The sequence below is a fragment of the Pseudoalteromonas sp. SM9913 genome, assembly GCF_000184065.1.
GTDB lineage: Bacteria > Pseudomonadota > Gammaproteobacteria > Enterobacterales > Alteromonadaceae > Pseudoalteromonas > Pseudoalteromonas tetraodonis.
Map to the genome: position 1 here is coordinate 2,903,965 of NC_014803.1, position 16,426 is coordinate 2,920,390.

At 41.0% G+C, this 16,426-nt stretch carries 15 protein-coding genes; 8 read left to right on the top strand and 7 right to left on the bottom strand.

The genetic code is table 11. The features are described 5' to 3' along the window. Positions 1–19: 19 nt before the first annotated feature. Positions 20–451 (bottom strand): rhodanese-like domain-containing protein, encoded by a 432-nt coding sequence (locus PSM_RS13325; RefSeq protein WP_013465947.1) that lies wholly within the window; start codon positions 449–451, stop codon positions 20–22. 447 nt (positions 452–898) lie between these two features. Between PSM_RS13325 and gpmM the strand changes: the two genes are divergently transcribed. The 4 genes from gpmM to PSM_RS13345 all read left to right on the top strand — a co-directional run bounded on the left by gpmM (position 899) and on the right by PSM_RS13345 (position 5,705). Then, positions 899–2,443, top strand: a complete 1,545-nt coding sequence (gpmM, locus tag PSM_RS13330; RefSeq protein WP_013465949.1) for a 2,3-bisphosphoglycerate-independent phosphoglycerate mutase — start codon at positions 899–901, stop codon at positions 2,441–2,443. A gap of 3 nt (positions 2,444–2,446) precedes the next feature. Beyond that, entirely contained in the window at positions 2,447–3,586 is a 1,140-nt protein-coding gene (locus PSM_RS13335) for a murein hydrolase activator EnvC family protein (RefSeq protein WP_013465950.1), read from the top strand. A 33-nt stretch (positions 3,587–3,619) separates the two neighbouring features. Beyond that, a complete protein-coding gene (locus tag PSM_RS13340; RefSeq protein ID WP_013465951.1) occupies positions 3,620–4,885 on the top strand; it encodes a S41 family peptidase in 1,266 nt (421 codons plus the stop codon). 67 nt (positions 4,886–4,952) lie between these two features. Next, positions 4,953–5,705, top strand: coding sequence for a divergent polysaccharide deacetylase family protein (locus tag PSM_RS13345; protein WP_013465952.1), 753 nt, complete (start codon positions 4,953–4,955; stop codon positions 5,703–5,705). A 58-nt stretch (positions 5,706–5,763) separates the two neighbouring features. Here PSM_RS13345 and PSM_RS13350 read toward each other — a convergent pair whose 3' ends face one another. From PSM_RS13350 to PSM_RS18875, 6 genes are all read right to left on the bottom strand, one after another. After that, positions 5,764–7,635, bottom strand: coding sequence for a methyl-accepting chemotaxis protein (locus PSM_RS13350; RefSeq protein ID WP_041695807.1), 1,872 nt, complete (start codon positions 7,633–7,635; stop codon positions 5,764–5,766). A 327-nt stretch (positions 7,636–7,962) separates the two neighbouring features. After that, positions 7,963–8,826, bottom strand: a complete 864-nt coding sequence (gene rpoH / locus PSM_RS13355; protein WP_013465954.1) for an RNA polymerase sigma factor RpoH — start codon at positions 8,824–8,826, stop codon at positions 7,963–7,965. Between the two features lie 242 nt (positions 8,827–9,068). Then, positions 9,069–10,055, bottom strand: coding sequence for a permease-like cell division protein FtsX (gene ftsX / locus PSM_RS13360; RefSeq protein WP_013465955.1), 987 nt, complete (start codon positions 10,053–10,055; stop codon positions 9,069–9,071). After that, a complete protein-coding gene (gene ftsE / locus PSM_RS13365; protein WP_013465956.1) occupies positions 10,052–10,729 on the bottom strand; it encodes a cell division ATP-binding protein FtsE in 678 nt (225 codons plus the stop codon). Before ftsE ends, ftsX begins: the two co-directional genes overlap by 4 nt. 86 nt (positions 10,730–10,815) lie before the next feature. Next, on the bottom strand, positions 10,816–12,411 hold the full coding sequence (gene ftsY, locus PSM_RS13370) for a signal recognition particle-docking protein FtsY (protein WP_442852289.1): 1,596 nt from the start codon (positions 12,409–12,411) through the stop codon (positions 10,816–10,818). A gap of 149 nt (positions 12,412–12,560) precedes the next feature. Then, the gene (locus tag PSM_RS18875; protein ID WP_013465958.1) at positions 12,561–12,779 is read right to left on the bottom strand and encodes a hypothetical protein; all 219 of its coding nucleotides are present in this window, start codon (positions 12,777–12,779) and stop codon (positions 12,561–12,563) included. Between the two features lie 204 nt (positions 12,780–12,983). Between PSM_RS18875 and rsmD the strand changes: the two genes are divergently transcribed. From rsmD to dnaG, 4 genes are all read left to right on the top strand, one after another. Then, positions 12,984–13,589, top strand: coding sequence for a 16S rRNA (guanine(966)-N(2))-methyltransferase RsmD (gene rsmD, locus PSM_RS13380; RefSeq protein WP_013465959.1), 606 nt, complete (start codon positions 12,984–12,986; stop codon positions 13,587–13,589). Between the two features lie 145 nt (positions 13,590–13,734). Then, complete coding sequence (rpsU, locus tag PSM_RS13385) at positions 13,735–13,950, top strand: 30S ribosomal protein S21 (protein WP_002957797.1); 216 nt, start codon at positions 13,735–13,737, stop codon at positions 13,948–13,950. Between the two features lie 19 nt (positions 13,951–13,969). Beyond that, positions 13,970–14,416 (top strand): GatB/YqeY domain-containing protein, encoded by a 447-nt coding sequence (locus PSM_RS13390; protein WP_016899740.1) that lies wholly within the window; start codon positions 13,970–13,972, stop codon positions 14,414–14,416. 166 nt (positions 14,417–14,582) lie between these two features. Then, a complete protein-coding gene (dnaG, locus tag PSM_RS13395) occupies positions 14,583–16,334 on the top strand; it encodes a DNA primase (RefSeq protein ID WP_013465961.1) in 1,752 nt (583 codons plus the stop codon). The last annotated feature ends 92 nt before the right edge of the window (positions 16,335–16,426 follow it).

Consider the following 16,426-nt stretch of genomic DNA (forward strand, 5'->3'; position numbering starts at 1 on the left):
TCGGTTTAGCTAAGAGATATTAGCGACCGCTTGTTGTTGGCAGACTTGCTGATTGCCACGCACCCATACCGCCAGATAAAACATAAACCTGTTCATAGCCTGCTTTATGCATTGCGGTTGCAACACCTGAAGCAGTCATGCCTGCAGCACATACCACTATAATGGGTTTGCTCTTATACTTTTCAAGGGTTGAGAAATCAGATTCTTTAGCTTTTTCAGGGTTTAAGTGCACAGCACCGGCAATATGGCCGGTTTTAAACTCTTTTTGCCCACGCATATCAACAACCTGGCCGTCTTCGCGGTTAATAAGTAACGTTAACTGCTGAGGATTGATTTGACGAATTGCTGAAAATTTACTTTTTATTGCGCCACTAATAATAAGAAACGCAATCGCAACCCAAGCTAGGCTTAGAATTGGATGGTTTGAGACAAATTCAATATATTGATCCATTCGACTTCCACTATAAAGTTACATACTAAAACGGATGTTTTAGATATTTTAAATTCTTACCAATTGCACTTGCACAATGAGCAGTCACTCATCAGCAAATCAATAGAGCGCTGTTAGGCTACTCTGAATTTTCACCTACAAGATAGGCTTAACTTACCCCACAACCCTATTCAATACTTGAATAAAATAGAGATTAGCCGCGCAAGTATACCCAAATCAGCTAAAAATGCGAGTTTAAGCACGCTTGAAAGCCACAATGCCCTGCTCTTTTTAACTGAAAAATAACCTAGCCCTTTAAAGCTTTCAATTTAGCCAATCCTAATTGAAAATTTTTAATATCTTCTTTTCATTGCTGATCCTAGCTATAAAACGCGGTATGCTAAGACTTGGCATGTTGGCATTAATGTTAGCGTGTATTTTAGCAACGCTAATTTTTCAGGAGTGACTATGACAGAGCATAAAAAACCACTGGTATTAATGATTTTAGATGGCTGGGGATACAGAGAAGATGAGCAAAGCAATGCTATTTTAGCTGCTAACACCCCTGTATTAGATGAGCTTTGGGCCACACGTCCTCATACATTAATTTCAGCATCGGGTTTAGATGTCGGCCTTCCTGATGGCCAAATGGGTAATTCTGAGGTGGGCCATGTTAATTTAGGCGCAGGCCGTATTGTGTATCAAGATTTTACCCGTATCACCAAAGCCATTGATGATGGCGAATTTGATACAACCCCTGCACTTGTTGAAAACATTGATAAAGCCGTTCATGCCAACAAAGCTGTACACATTATGGGACTGTTAAGTCCAGGTGGCGTGCATAGCCACGAAGATCATATTGTTGCCAGTATACAACTGGCTGCAAAACGCGGCGCTAAAGAGGTGTACTTTCATGCCTTTTTAGATGGACGCGATACACCACCGCGTAGTGCTAAAGCGTCTATTGAGCGTATTGAAGCCTTATTTAGCGAACTTAAATGTGGCCGTTTAGCCTCACTAATTGGCCGTTATTATGCCATGGACAGAGACAACCGCTGGAATCGTGTTGAAAAAGCCTATAATTTAATCACCTTAGGTGAAGGCGATTTTGATTATGAAGAAGGCGTAAGTGCACTAAATGCCGCTTATGAGCGCGATGAAAATGACGAATTTGTAGCAGCCAGCACGATCACTCCTAAAGGCAGCGAATCTGTAAAAGTAAATGATGGCGACACCATTATATTTGCAAACTTTAGAGCAGACCGCGCACGCGAAATAACCCGCGCCTTTGTAGAACCGGGCTTTGACGGCTTTAATAAGAAAAAATCGCCTGAGCTTAGCGGCTTTGTGATGATGACTGAATACGCAGCCGATATAGATGCGCCTGTTGCTTTTGGCCCCACGCCGCTTAATAACGTGCTTGGCGAATGGTTTGAAAAACAAGGTAAAACTCAACTGCGTATTTCTGAAACTGAAAAATATGCTCATGTTACCTTTTTCTTCAGTGGTGGACGAGAAGATGAGTTTGACGGCGAAACCCGTGAACTTATTCCATCACCTCAGGTTGCAACATATGATTTGCAGCCAGAAATGAACTCAAAAATGCTTACCGATAAGCTAGTAGAAGCAATAAAAAGTGGAAAATACGATGCCATTATTTGTAACTACCCTAATGGCGACATGGTCGGTCATTCAGGTGTATTTGAGGCTGCAGTTAAAGCCTGTGAGGCAGTAGATAACTGTATTGGCCGTGTAGTGGATGCATTGAAAGAATATGGCGGCGAAGCACTTATTACCGCCGATCATGGCAATGCAGAGCAAATGGCAAACCTTAAAACAGGCCAAGCGCACACAGCACATACCAGTGAGCCCGTGCCGTTTATTTATGTAGGTCGCGATGCACAAGCTTATTCAGGCAAAGCCTTGAGCGATGTTGCCCCAACCATGCTGCATTTAATGGGATTAGAGCAACCTGCAGAAATGACAGGGTCGCCAATTATGGTGTTGAAATAACCTATGAAAAAAAGCGCATACCGCGTCATTGCGTGTATCTGTGTACTGCATTCATTAGTCACTGGCGTTGCCGTGGCTAATGAAGATCGTACTAAAAAAGACCTATCCCAAGTTCAAGTGGCTTTAGAGCAAAGCCAAGCTGAATATCAACAACAGCAAAAAGAAATAGCTAAACAGCAGCAAAAGCTAAAAGCACATGAACTCGCTATAGCGAAAAACGCTAAAGCACTCAATATGGCTGAGCAATCCGTTAAAAAAACACAACAACAGCAAGCAGAGCAACAACAACGCGCGGTAAAGCTTGAAAAACAACAAGCCCAATTTAAGCGTGTGTTAGCAGCACAGTTAAAAAGTGCTTATATGGCAGGTAGTGATGACTATTCAAAAATGCTGCTTAACCAAGAAGATACCGCTAAATTTGAACGTACGCTTAGCTATTACAACTACTTAAATAAAGCCCGCATAAAGCAGCTTGATGAACTTAAAGCGCTGCAAATAGAAATTGCGAAAAACCAAGCTGAGCTTGAAAAAACAAAAGAAAAGTTAGTTGCTTTATTTGATGAACAAAAAAGGCGACAAGCAGCGCTTCTTGACGCTAAAAATGAGCGCCAAGCCAGCCTAAAAAATCTAAAAAAGCAGTTAAATAAAACAAAAAATTCAATTAGTTACTTAGAAGAGAACGAACAAACGCTGATCGCAACTATTAAAGAACTTGAAGAAGAAAAAACCACAAAAATTGAGCTATTGGGCCTAAATAAAAATAAAGGAAGATTAAGCTGGCCGAGTAAAGGCAAACTAACGCACAAGTTTGGCCAACGTAAGCACGGCGGAATTAACTGGAAAGGCGTGTTAATTTCTGCTGCAGAGGGCACTTCAGTAAATAGCATTCATAACGGTCAGGTGGTATTTGCAGATTGGTTAAAAGGTTACGGCTGGGTGATTGTTGTGGACCACGGAGAAGGCTTTATGAGCTTATACGGGCATGCACAAACCTTACTCAAAGATGTGGGTGATATGGTCAGAGAGGGTGAAAGTGTTGCTTTAGTTGGGCAAAGCGGTGGACAAGCCGATTCTGGTCTATACTTTGAAATACGCCACAAAGGGCGTGCTGTTAATCCCATAAAATGGTGCAGACGTATTTAATCTTAAAATAACTGCATCCTAGTAGAGGCAGTTATGATAAACACACACATTTGCCAAAAAAAAGTATCGCAAACAAAACCAATGTTTTGGTTTTGTTTGCAGGTATTTTTTTTATTGGCACTTTTTGGCTTTATAAATAATGCTCATGCCAGTTCGGTCAAAGATTTAGAAAGCCAAAAAATAAATGAAATACTGTTTAATATTCATACCTACTACGTTGATGATTTAGCACTGCATAACAGTGAATACATTGAATACAACACCTCTCAATTTGAACGCTTATACTCTAAACTCGATCCCTACTCTAAATATTTAGATAAAAATGAGCTAAATGCGTTATTTGATAATACCAATGGTCGCTATACTGGCTTAGGCATTGAGGTCAAAAATATTGAGCAGCGCACCACGATTGTTAAAGTAATTAATAATTCGCCTGCTAAACAAGTCGGCCTGCGAGCTGGCGATATTATTACAGCAGTTAATAATCAGCAGATTAAAAATAGCCCTATTGATATAGTCGCGCAGCAAATTAAAGACAGCCCCAACAATAAAGTACAACTAAGTATTATCCGAAATAATAATCTAAAACCGCTCATATTTAACCTCAGCAGAAAACAAATAAAACTGGCCAGTGTAACTAAGCAACTACTTGATGCGGGTAGCGGTTATATTGCTATAAATACCTTTTCAAACCACACCTTGCATGAAGTTGCCTTACAAATAGCCGCTATGCAAAACCATTACGGCCACGCATTAAAAGGCTTAATTATTGATTTACGAGACAACCCTGGCGGGACTTTAAAAAGCGCGGTTGCTGTGGCAGATCTCTTTTTACAAGATGGTCTAATAGTAACAACCAAAGGACGTTTTTATGATTCTAATCAGTCGTTTTACGCTAAACGCGGCGATATTTTAAAAGGCGCACCTATTGTCGTACTGATTAACGAAAACTCAGCCTCTGCAGCAGAAATACTGGCTGCAGCACTAAAAGAAAATATGCGTGCAAAAATAGTGGGGAGTCAGTCATTTGGCAAAGGGTCGGTACAATCACTCATTCCATTAGGCGATGGTGATACCGCCTTAAAACTAACTACCGCACGCTACTTTACGCCATCAGGTGAATCGATTGAAGGTATTGGCGTGACCCCGAATGTGGCGATTAATCAAACAACGCTTCCACAAACAAATAAAGCCGTTATAATAAAAAATGAACAATTAGAACAAAACACCGTTTTTAGCACTGAAGATTTAGCCGATATCCAGTTAACTAAGGCAAAACAGCTACTCAACATGCACTAAATTCGGTAAATTATTTTAAACACGACAAAGATAATAAAAATTATAAAACGTGAAAACTATAAATTTAATGGTGTTAGCTGGGCTGTTTTTAGCCTTATTTGCAACATCGAGTGCTGTTAAAGCCAAGCAAATAGCCATAGTGATCGATGACATAGGTTATCATCAACGTGATTTAGAATTCCTGAGTTTACCTGGGCAGTTGTCCTATTCAATATTGCCCCACACCCCCTATTCTCAAATATTTGCAACCCTTGCTAGTCAGTCAAATAAAGAGCTCCTGTTGCATGTTCCTATGCAGGCTTTAAATGGTAAAAAACTCGGGCCTGGTGCGCTCACTTTAAATATGGATAAAGCACAACTTCAACAAACGCTCGGGAATGCGCTGGCCAGTTTACCGCAAGTTAAAGGAGTTAATAACCATATGGGCTCTGCGCTGACTCAACAAAGCCAAGCAATGAAATGGACCATGGAAGTACTCAAAAAACGCCAGCTGTATTTTCTTGATAGCCGTACAACTGAATTAAGCCAAGCTCAGAATGCAGCCAACTTTTTGGGAGTGGAAAACATTAGCCGACATGTATTTTTAGACAATATAACGACCACAGAGCAACTACAATTAAGGTTAGAAGAGCTAAAATCAAAAGCAACTAAGTATCAGTTTGCCATTGCAATAGCGCATCCCTATCCCGAAACCATCGATTTTTTACGCCACGCTTTGCCGCAATTAAGTGAGCAAGGATTTGAACTGGTGCCAGTATCGCAACTGGTCGAACGTAAATATGTACAAATAGCTCAGCAAGAAGCTATTTCATTAAACTGATGGGGTAAGTAAACCCCCTAACCCATCAGTTAATTTAACTCACTTATGCGCATTATATTTATAAAATAAATGTTGCTACTTTGGCATTTAAATCTGTAGCTCTGTCTTTTAATACTTCAGCTTGGCTTAAATGCGCAGTGGCTGAGGTAGTAATTTCATCGGTTACATCTTTAATGGCGACCGTATTTCTAGTAATTTCATTAGTCACTTGCGTTTGCTCTTCTGCTGCAACCGCTATTTGACCCGCCATATCAGAAATTTCATTCACTGCTAAGGTGATTTCCTCTAGTGCATGAGCTGCTGCATTAACATCATCCACACTATTGTTAGCATACCCCTTACTGCTGTCCATCAAGCTCACTGCTTTTTTGGTCGTATTTTGTAAGGTTTCTATGGTGGTGTAAATTTCTGCTGTGGAGTTTTGCGTTCTTCTTGATAGTACACGCACCTCATCGGCAACCACTGCAAAGCCACGCCCTTGTTCACCAGCACGGGCAGCCTCTATTGCGGCATTGAGTGCTAAGAGATTTGTTTGCTCAGCAATTTCTTGAATGGTAGTCAAAATACTCGATATAGCCTGAGCATGTAAGCTTAGTTCGCCAATGACGGTGGTTGTTTGGTCTATTTCACCCGCAAGTGAATTAATCGTATTTCTGGTTTTATCAACTAACAGCTTACCTTCACGGCTACTTTGCGCTGACTGCTGTGATGCCGTCGCGGTATTTTCGGCATTAGCAGCAATCTCATGGGTTGCACTCGCCATTTCTGTGACCGCAGTGGCAACCATCGCCACTTCTTGCTGCTGACGCTGCAACTCACTGACACTGTTTTGATTGGTGATTAAGCTTTTCTCTGCATCAAAATCTAAATCAGTAGCTAACTGGCGAATATGGCTTATAAGCTCATGCTGGCTGCTTACAAAGCGATTAAAACTATCAGCCAGTACCCCAACTTCATCTTGTGTATCAACACTAATACGCTGGGTCAAATCACCGTTACCATCAGCAATTGTTGATAACGCTTGTGATACTCGGCTTAACGGCGCAAGTAACACACTTAATAACCATGAAATAGCCAACACGCTCAACAAAAGTGCCACACTGACTAATACGAGTTGAGTTACTAATAAACTAATTAGCGGTGCCTCTAAGGTTTCTTTATCCAGTACAAATAGCAACTGCCAATCGGTATTATTTATATTTTCACCCCAAACAAGCTTCTCTCGGCCTTCATCTTTAAAATAAAGGGGAGTAAATTCACCGTTTTGACTATTAGATAAAATGAATTGGTGATTTATTTTCGAGTCAATATGCGTAATATCTGCCATTACTTTTTTAGTGTCTTTATAGGCAATCACAGTGCCATCTTGATGCATCATGATGGCATAGCCATTTGCCGGTAAAGACATAGTATTAACATCATTAACCAAAGACTCAATCGATAAATCACCCGCTACCACGCCACTTTGTGTGGTTTTAGCAATAGAAACAACCAACTGATTAAACGCAGTATCTAAATAAGGTTTGGTAATTACGGTGCCATTTTTCAGCTGTGCTTGTTTGTACCATGGACGAGTGCGCGGGTCGTAGCCGGTTCGATCAATACTTGGATCAGAGTCAGTCATTTTCCCGATACTATCTCCAAAGTAAGTTAATTGAAAACCACCAGACACTTGAGCTTGCTGTAATGCGCTGAGCGTATTGCCCTCAACCTTACTCGCAACTGACTCTACGATCTGCTGACGACTAGCTAGCCAATCTTCAATACTCGCAGCTTGTTGCTTACCAGACTGACTTACATTATCAATACTGCTTTTTAACAGTAACGCTTTTTGAGAGGTGTAGCTATTCCACGATAGCAATACAATAATAACGGCTAGGGCAAGAACCACCGATAGCAAGATCTTTTTCTTTAGTGAATATGAGTTCATATTGAGTGTAAATACTCGCGTTAAATGAAATTGAAAGGCAATAAGCACAGCAATTAATAATTTAATTTAGGCTACGGTTTGAACGACAAGTCGCTCAGGTGCGCGAATATTTTCATATACCCAAATTAAAAACAAACTAAAATCATGTATTTAAATTAAAACCAAACTTATTCATTAACTTTAACTAGGGTATATTTAATTAAAAGATATACAGATGTGACTAGAGGTAAGCAAAATAAGAAAAACGATACTTTTTGTTAACCTCTTTTTTTAACTAAAAAAAAGCCCCGCATTTTCATGCAGGGCTTTATAACTTTTTAAGTGCGATTAACTCATCGCACTTTGTAATTTTTTCATTGCTGTTTTTTCCAGCTGGCGAACACGCTCTGCTGATACGCTGTATTTTTCAGCCAACTCTTGCAGTGTTGCTTTATCATCTGACAACCAGCGTGCGCTAACGATATCTTGAGAACGCTCATCGAGGGTTTTCAAAGCGCTAAATAATCGCGTATGCGACTGCTCTTGCCATTGTTGCTGCTCAATATCATCGGCTAAGTCAGCAGAACCATCGGTTAAGTATTGTACCGGTGAGTAAGTACTGGTTGGCGCATCGTCGTTATCGTCGCCCGTTAAGTCAAAGCCCATGTCTTGGCCGCTCATACGCGATTCCATTTCACGCACTTCTTTTTCACTCACACCTAGCTCGCTCGCTACTGTGCTAACTTCGGCTTGATTAAACCAGCCTAAACGTTTTTTGTTTTTACGAAGATTAAAAAACAGTTTACGTTGCGCTTTGGTTGTCGCAACTTTTACGATACGCCAGTTTTTAAGCACAAACTCATGAATTTCGGCTTTGATCCAATGAACCGCAAATGAAACCAAACGTACACCCACTGATGGGTCAAAACGTTTTACTGCCTTCATCAGTCCAATGTTACCCTCTTGAATTAAATCAGCTTGGGGTAACCCGTAACCCGAGTAGCTTTTAGCTATGTGCGCTACAAAGCGCAAATGCGACATAATGAGTTGCTTTGCAGCACTAAGATCGCCTTCTTCCTGAAGTTTTTTTGCAAGTTCCTGCTCTTGCTCAACTTTAAGCATAGGAATAGTACTAACAGCCTGAAGATAGCCATCCATACTTGCGCTTTGTTGCCCAACTGTAAGTGCCATTGCGTATAAATCTTTACTCATTTTTCACCTCGGTGATAAACATTTGAAACCATCTTAGCACTCTTTTAGTAAGAGTGCTAACTTGAATTTAAAACTTTTTTGAATCATAAATCAAGTGGTTTTTTTAGTGTTAAGTCAGTCTACACTAGGCGACTGAATAACCTATGAATTGGTTTAGCCAAAGCAAAGATTAATCTTTTTGCTTTGGCTTTTTTATAATTTTAAACTTAAAACATGACAGTTTTAAGAATTATATTAGGGCCCTAAACCTTATCGGGTTCTATTTCTGAGATGTAACGGTTAACCGATAAGTAAGAACCAATAAAGCCTAAGCTAGTGGCCAATAATACCAACGCGCCAAATTCATTAAGGCTAAGCCCTATTAGCGTAAAGCTGGTTTGATATACCCCTGCAACACTGCTTACCGCAGCAGATAGCCACCACATCATTAATGCTACGCAAATAAAAGCAAACAATCCGCCAATCACGCCATACCAAATGCCAGTCCATAAAAAGGGGGCATGAATAAAGGTATTAGTTGCCCCTACGAGCTTCATTACTTGTATTTCTTCTTTTTTATCCATAATGGATAAACGAATTGTATTGCCAATTATCAGTGTCACTGAGGTCAGTAATAGTAGCGCTATGGTGATCACACTTTCCTTTAATAAGCTCAGCAATGCATTTAGACGTTCAAGCCAAGCAATATCAAGCTTACCAAAGTCGACCTCTCGCTCGCTTTCAAGTTTTTTTAGTAATTGCTTAGCCGCATTAGGTTGGCTATGTCGCTGGGTTGGTGTAACTAAAACCACATTCGGTAATGGGTTACTATCTAGGTATTCTAAAGCCTGACCAAACCCAGACATTTCTTTGAATTCATCCAAAGCCTCAGTGCGAGAAATAAAAGTCACACTTTGTATTTCAGGATATAGCGCTAAGCGTTTAACTAAAGTTTGCGTTTCTTGCTCACTCATATCCTCTTTTACAAACAAGGATATTTCGCTGGCTTGCTCAAAACCACTGCTCACTTGCTGCACATTTTTAACCACTAAGTATAACGTTGCGGGCAACGTTAAACTCAAACCCAGTACAGCAATGGTCATCATAGAGGCCAATGGCGTGCGCCACATTTCCCCAAGACTGTACACACCTTGGCGAAAAATATTAATAATGAAAAAGTAACCGCCAGAGAATACGGATTTTTTTTGTTTATCATTACTATTTTGACGGCTTTTGAACAGTAAACTCATAATACACCCTCAGCCAGTGGATCTTGGCTCATCCGCCCATCATGAAGCGTTAAGCTACGATACTTCATTCGTGATACTAACCCCAAATCATGGGTGGCAATTAAAACCGTGGTGCCATGCTTATTAAAATCTTCGAACAGGCGTAATATTTCCATCGATAACTCAGGATCAAGATTACCGGTAGGTTCATCAGCTAATAGTATAGGAGGAGAATTAACAATGGCTCGTGCAATCCCTACACGTTGCTGCTCACCGCCAGAGAGTGTGGAGGGATGACAGCGTACTTTATCTAACAAGCCCACTTTATCGAGCGCACCATGCACACGCTTGGCAATTTGCTTGTGGTGAGTCCCTTCAATAATTAAGGGCAAAGCAACGTTATCGAACACCGTGTATCGTTCTAATAGACGATGATTTTGAAAAATAATACCAATGTCGCGGCGTGCATACGGAATTTGTCGTGAATTTAACTTATTTAAATCCACGCCATTGATAAACACATTGCCCGCAGAAGGGCGTTCCATCAAGCTAATAAGCTTTAAAAGTGTACTTTTACCGGCACCACTGTGGCCCGTTAAAAAAGCCAGTTCGCCTGGTTTTATATGAAAACTCACTTTTTCAAGCGCGCGATGCCCACCGGCATAGGTTTTACTTACTTGCTGAAAATTTATCATTTTTTTATTATGCCAACCTCATTAAACGTCCTAACGCAATTGGTATTCCTTGCAATTAAAAAGGGAGCAGGCTCCCTTTTGGTAAATTAAACGTCGTCCTCATCTTGGCTAAATAGCGCGTCAATAAAGTCATCGCTCTTGAAGGTGCGTAAATCATCAATACTTTCACCTACACCAATGTAACGAATAGGAATATTAAACTTATCAGCAACGGCAAAAATAACCCCGCCTTTAGCAGTGCCATCAAGCTTTGATAGTGTGATACCTGTTAAACCTACACATTGGTTAAATAAGTTTACTTGGCTAATAGCATTTTGGCCTGTGCCAGCATCAATTGTCAGCATCACTTCATGCGGTGCATCTGGGTCTACTTTTTTCATCACACGGGCTATTTTTTCAAGCTCTTGCATTAAGTTATCTTTATTTTGCAAGCGCCCTGCTGTATCGGCAATTAACACATCAACATTACGCGCTTTAGCGGCTTGAAAGGCATCAAATACCACTGAGGCGCTATCAGCACCAGTGTGCTGAGCTATAACAGGAATACTATTACGCTCACCCCAAACTTGAAGCTGCTCTACTGCTGCGGCTCTAAATGTATCACCGGCAGCAAGCATTACCGATTTACCTTGGTTTTGAAATTGTTTCGCCATTTTACCAATGGTGGTGGTTTTACCTACGCCGTTTACACCTACCATAAGGATAACGAAAGGTTTTTTGTCTGCTGGTATTTCTAAAGGCTGCTCTGCTGTTTTCAGCATAGTTGCCATTTCTTGCTTCATTAATTCATAAAGCGCATCACCATCTTTAAGCTGCTTGCGATCAGCGGCGTCGGTCAGGCTATCGATTAGCTTCATGGTGGTATCAACACCAAGATCGGCAGTGAGTAACTGAGTCTCTAATTCTTCAAATAACTCATCGTCAATTTTTTTACCGCTGAAAATTGAGGCAAAGCCAGAACCAATATTAACGCGTGTTTTCAGTAAGCCTTTTTTGAGGCGAGAGAAAAAACCTTCTTTTTTAGGTTTTTCCGCTTTTATAGCTTCTTCCTTTGCAAGCTCTGCGGTCAGTCGCTCTTGCTCTAGGCGTTCAGACTCCTCTTCAGCAGCCAGACGCTCTTGTTCTAAACGCTCGTTCTCAGCTTGCTCTGCTGCAATACGCTGTTGTTCTAAACGCTCGTTCTCAGCTTGCTCTGCTGCAATACGCTGTTGTTCTAAACGCTCGTTCTCAGCTTGTTCTGCTGCAATGCGCTGTTGTTCTAAACGCTCATTCTCAGCTTGCTCTGCTGCAATGCGCTGTTGTTCTAAACGCTCGTTCTCAGCTTGCTCTGCTGCAATACGCTGTTGTTCTAAACGTTCGTTCTCAGCTTGTTCTGCTGCAATGCGCTGTTGTTCTAAACGCTCATTCTCAGCTTGCTCTGCTGCAATGCGCTGTTGTTCTAAACGCTCGTTCTCAGCTTGCTCTGCTGCAATACGCTGTTGTTCTAAACGCTCGTTCTCAGCTTGTTCTGCTGCAATACGCTGTTGTTCTAAACGCTCGTTCTCAGCTTTTTCTGCTGCAATGCGCTCTTGCTCTAACTGCATTTGCGCTTCTTGTTCTGCTAAACGTTTGGCTTGCTCTTGTCTTTGCTGCTCTGCATCTGCCTGCTGTTTAGCTAATAGCTCTGCGTTAGCCTGTTCAATCGCTTGTTTTTCTTCTGCCGCTGCGCGCTGTGCTTGCGCCTGTTTCTCTTGCTCTAAACGCTCGGCCTCTGCTTCAACTTGTAAACGCTCTACCGCAGCTTGCTCTGCAGCTAAACGTTCTTGCTCGGCTTTTTCTGCTTGCTCTTGTGCTAACGATCTTGTTCAGCTGCAATTCGTGCTTGTTCTATACGCTCGGCTTCTGCTTCAGCTTGTAAGCGCTCTGCCTCAGCTTGCTCTGCAGCTAAACGCTCTTGTTCGGCTTTTTCTGCCTGCTCTTTTGCGAATGCTTGTTGTTTATCAGCTTCTGCTTGTTTTTTATCTGACTTGCCAAAACCGAGCCACGACATGAATTTACTTTTTTTTGCCATACTTGCTAATAACCACTTATAAAAATCTGATAAACTAACGATAATGATAGCGTGCTTTTAAGTCTAAATAATTGCTTTTAGCAACACGTTATCCTCGAGGGTGCATAATAGTAACACTTTTAGCGCAGTTGAAAAATGACACGCCGTGATATGATTGCAATATTATCTGAGCTAGATCATAGATACCAATTTTTAGTGAGTTAAATGAGAAAAAAAACCACACAAAATAACACCACTCATAAATCAGCTGATGGGGTTATTAGAATCATTAGCGGCCAATTTCGCGGTCGAAAACTGCCAGTAAAAGATGTTCAAGGTCTGCGTCCTACAACCGACCGAATTAAAGAAACGGTGTTTAATTGGTTGATGCACGATACCCGCGATGCGCACACTCTCGATTGCTTTGCCGGTTCCGGTGGATTGGGATTTGAAGCATTGTCGCGTTTTGCAAAACACACCACATTCATAGAGCTTGATTCACAAGCAGCAAAACAATTAGAGCAAAACATTGCGACGCTTGATGCACAAAACGCGCAAGTCGTTAATACCAATACACTGACGTTTTTAGAGAGAAAAAACACCAGTGACACATTTAATTTGGTTTTTATTGACCCGCCATTTCGCAAAAATTTAGCTCAATCATGCTGTGATTTATTGGAAAATAATCAATGGCTCGACCCCGAAGCATTGATATATGTTGAAGTAGAAACTGAGCTAACCTCGTTTAAAGCACCAAATAACTGGTTGTTAATTAAAGAGAAAAAGGCAGGTCAGGTTTTTTGTAGGCTGTACCAACGCCATATAAATTAACACTGTTTTAGCTGCTGTGTTTCTGTTAATATTATCCTTTACATGTGGTGTTGCTTCGGATTACAATACCGCACCATTTTTGAACCACTTGATCAATGTTTGATCAACTTGAGCAACGCTCATAATTTAGGTAGGTGAATTTTTAATGCCAGTAATTAAAGTAAGAGAGAACGAACCGTTTGACGTAGCACTTCGTCGCTTCAAGCGTTCATGTGAAAAAGCAGGTATCCTTTCAGAAGTTCGTCGTCGCGAGCACTATGAAAAACCAACAGCTGAGCGTAAGCGTAAAAAAGCAGCTGCTGTTAAACGTCACATGAAAAAACTTTCTCGTGATAACGCTCGTCGCGTTAAATTATACTAATATATTAGGTCTTGTATAAATGAGCCTTTTAATAACGCTAAAAGATGCGCAAAAAGATGCGATGAGAGCCAAAGACAAACAACGTCTTAACCCTATTCGTATGGTACTTGCTGCAATCAAGCAACGTGAAATTGACGAGCAAATAACACTAGACGACGCAGGTATTACCTCCGTTATAGTGAAGCTTGTTAAACAACGTCGCGACTCTTACACTCAGTACAAAGATGCTGGGCGTGATGATTTAGCTGATATTGAAGCCAATGAAATTACAGCACTTGAAGCTTTTTTACCTCAACAATTGAGTGAAGAAGAAATTATTGCTCTCATTGACGCGGCTATTGCTGATACTAACGCAGCAGGTATGCAAGACATGGGTAAAGTAATGGGTATAATCAAAAGCAAAGCCGAAGGTCGTGCCGATATGGGCAAAATCTCAGGTTTAATTAAGCAACGATTAACTGCCTAATACCCCCACATACATTTAGTATGATTGAAGTAAACCGAGCCTTGAGCTCGGTTTCTTCGTTTAGATATTTAGTACTTCAAAAAATTATGCATTTGTGTTCAAATCTTTGCGTATTATAATTCGTTTTCATCACTTTTCTATTTATCTTAGGGCTGTACTTTAAACAATGGCTGGAAAGATCCCACGCAACTTTATCGATGATTTATTGGCACGAACCGATATTGTCGACCTGATTGACTCAAAGGTAGGGTTGAAAAAAGCGGGCAAAGACTATCAAGCTTGCTGTCCTTTTCATAATGAGAAGTCGCCTTCATTTACTGTATCGCAAGATAAACAGTTTTATCATTGCTTTGGCTGTGGCGCTAACGGCAATGCTATTTCTTTTGTAATGGAGTATGACAAACTCGAGTTTGTTGATGCAATTGAGGAACTAGCCAGTTTACTTAACCTTGATGTTCCTCGCGAACAAGGGAGCAGTAATGGACCAGAGCGCACAGCGGCACAAAAACGTTCAGACTATGATCTAATGCTGCATGCAGCACGCTTTTATCAACATCAGTTAAAACATCACAGTAACTCTGAAGCGGTAATCGATTACGTTAAAGGTCGCGGCTTAAGCGGTGCAACCGTTAAAAAGTTTATGATAGGTTATGCGCCCAGCGAATGGGAAGGGCTCTGCCAACAACTTGGGCGAAACCAAGAACAAAAAGAACAATTAGTTGAGCTTAAACTCGCATCTGAGAAAACCCCAGGCAAACAGTTCGACTTTTTCCGTGATCGCTTAATGTTTCCAATTCGTGATAAACGCGGCCGCGTTATTGCTTTTGGTGGGCGAGTAATGCAAGCCGATCAAGGGCCTAAATATTTAAACTCTCCGGAGACGCGCATATTTCATAAGGGCTTTGAACTCTATGGCCTTTATGAAGCTAAACAAGCACACAAGAAGCTTGACCATGTACTGATTGTTGAAGGTTACATGGACGTAGTAGCGCTGGCAGAACAAGGTATTGAATATGCCGTAGCAGCCCTTGGTACAGCGACAACCAGCGAGCACATGCACACTTTATTTAGAACCACAGATAAAGTTATTTGTTGTTACGATGGTGACCGTGCAGGTAAAGATGCTGCGTGGCGCGCACTCGAAAATGCGCTGCCTTACTTAAACGATGGCAAAGCACTGCATTTTGTATTTTTACCCGATGGTGAAGACCCTGATTCACTCGTACAACAAGAAGGTAAAGTAGCTTTTGAGCAACGCCTTGAAAACGCAGATGACTTCACTAAAGTGCTGTTTAATAAACTAAGTAAAGAGATTGATTTAACACTAGATTCCGGTAAGGCTAAGTTACTCAGTGCGGCACTGCCCCTGATTGAAAAGATCCCAAGTGAGTTTTACCAAGAAAATATCCTAGAGCAACTTGGGCGATTGATTGGCCGTACCCGTGAGCAACTCAATAATCACTTAAAAACGCCAAAACAGCAGCAAGCAATTGAACGAAAATTTAAAATTACACCCATGCGCCAAGCAATAGGGATTTTAATTCAGCACCCTAACTTGGCTAAAAGTGTGCCCTATTTACCCGATTTAGCTCAAATGAATATTGCGGGTATTGGTTTATTATTGCGACTACAACATCAAGCATTACAAAAAGATGGCATTACCACCGCACAAATTCTTGAATCATTTCGGGGCACCGATGACTACGAGCCATTAACTAAGTTAGCGACATGGCAACATCAAATAAATGAAGAGCGTTTAGAGACTGTTTTTCAAAATACTTTCAAATTTATTGAAGATCAGTGTTTAAATTATCGACTAGAGACCCTATTAATAAAAGACAAGACACAGGGCCTAAATAGCGACGAACGACTAGAATGTCATTTACTAATGACAGCGTTAAAAGCAACGAACAGCTAGTCAGATTTGATTTAGGCTGTTATACTGTGCTATTCACTGCGTCACATTATTCTGGTTAGCCTTTGAGCAAACTCCATGATGGCGCCTGTTGT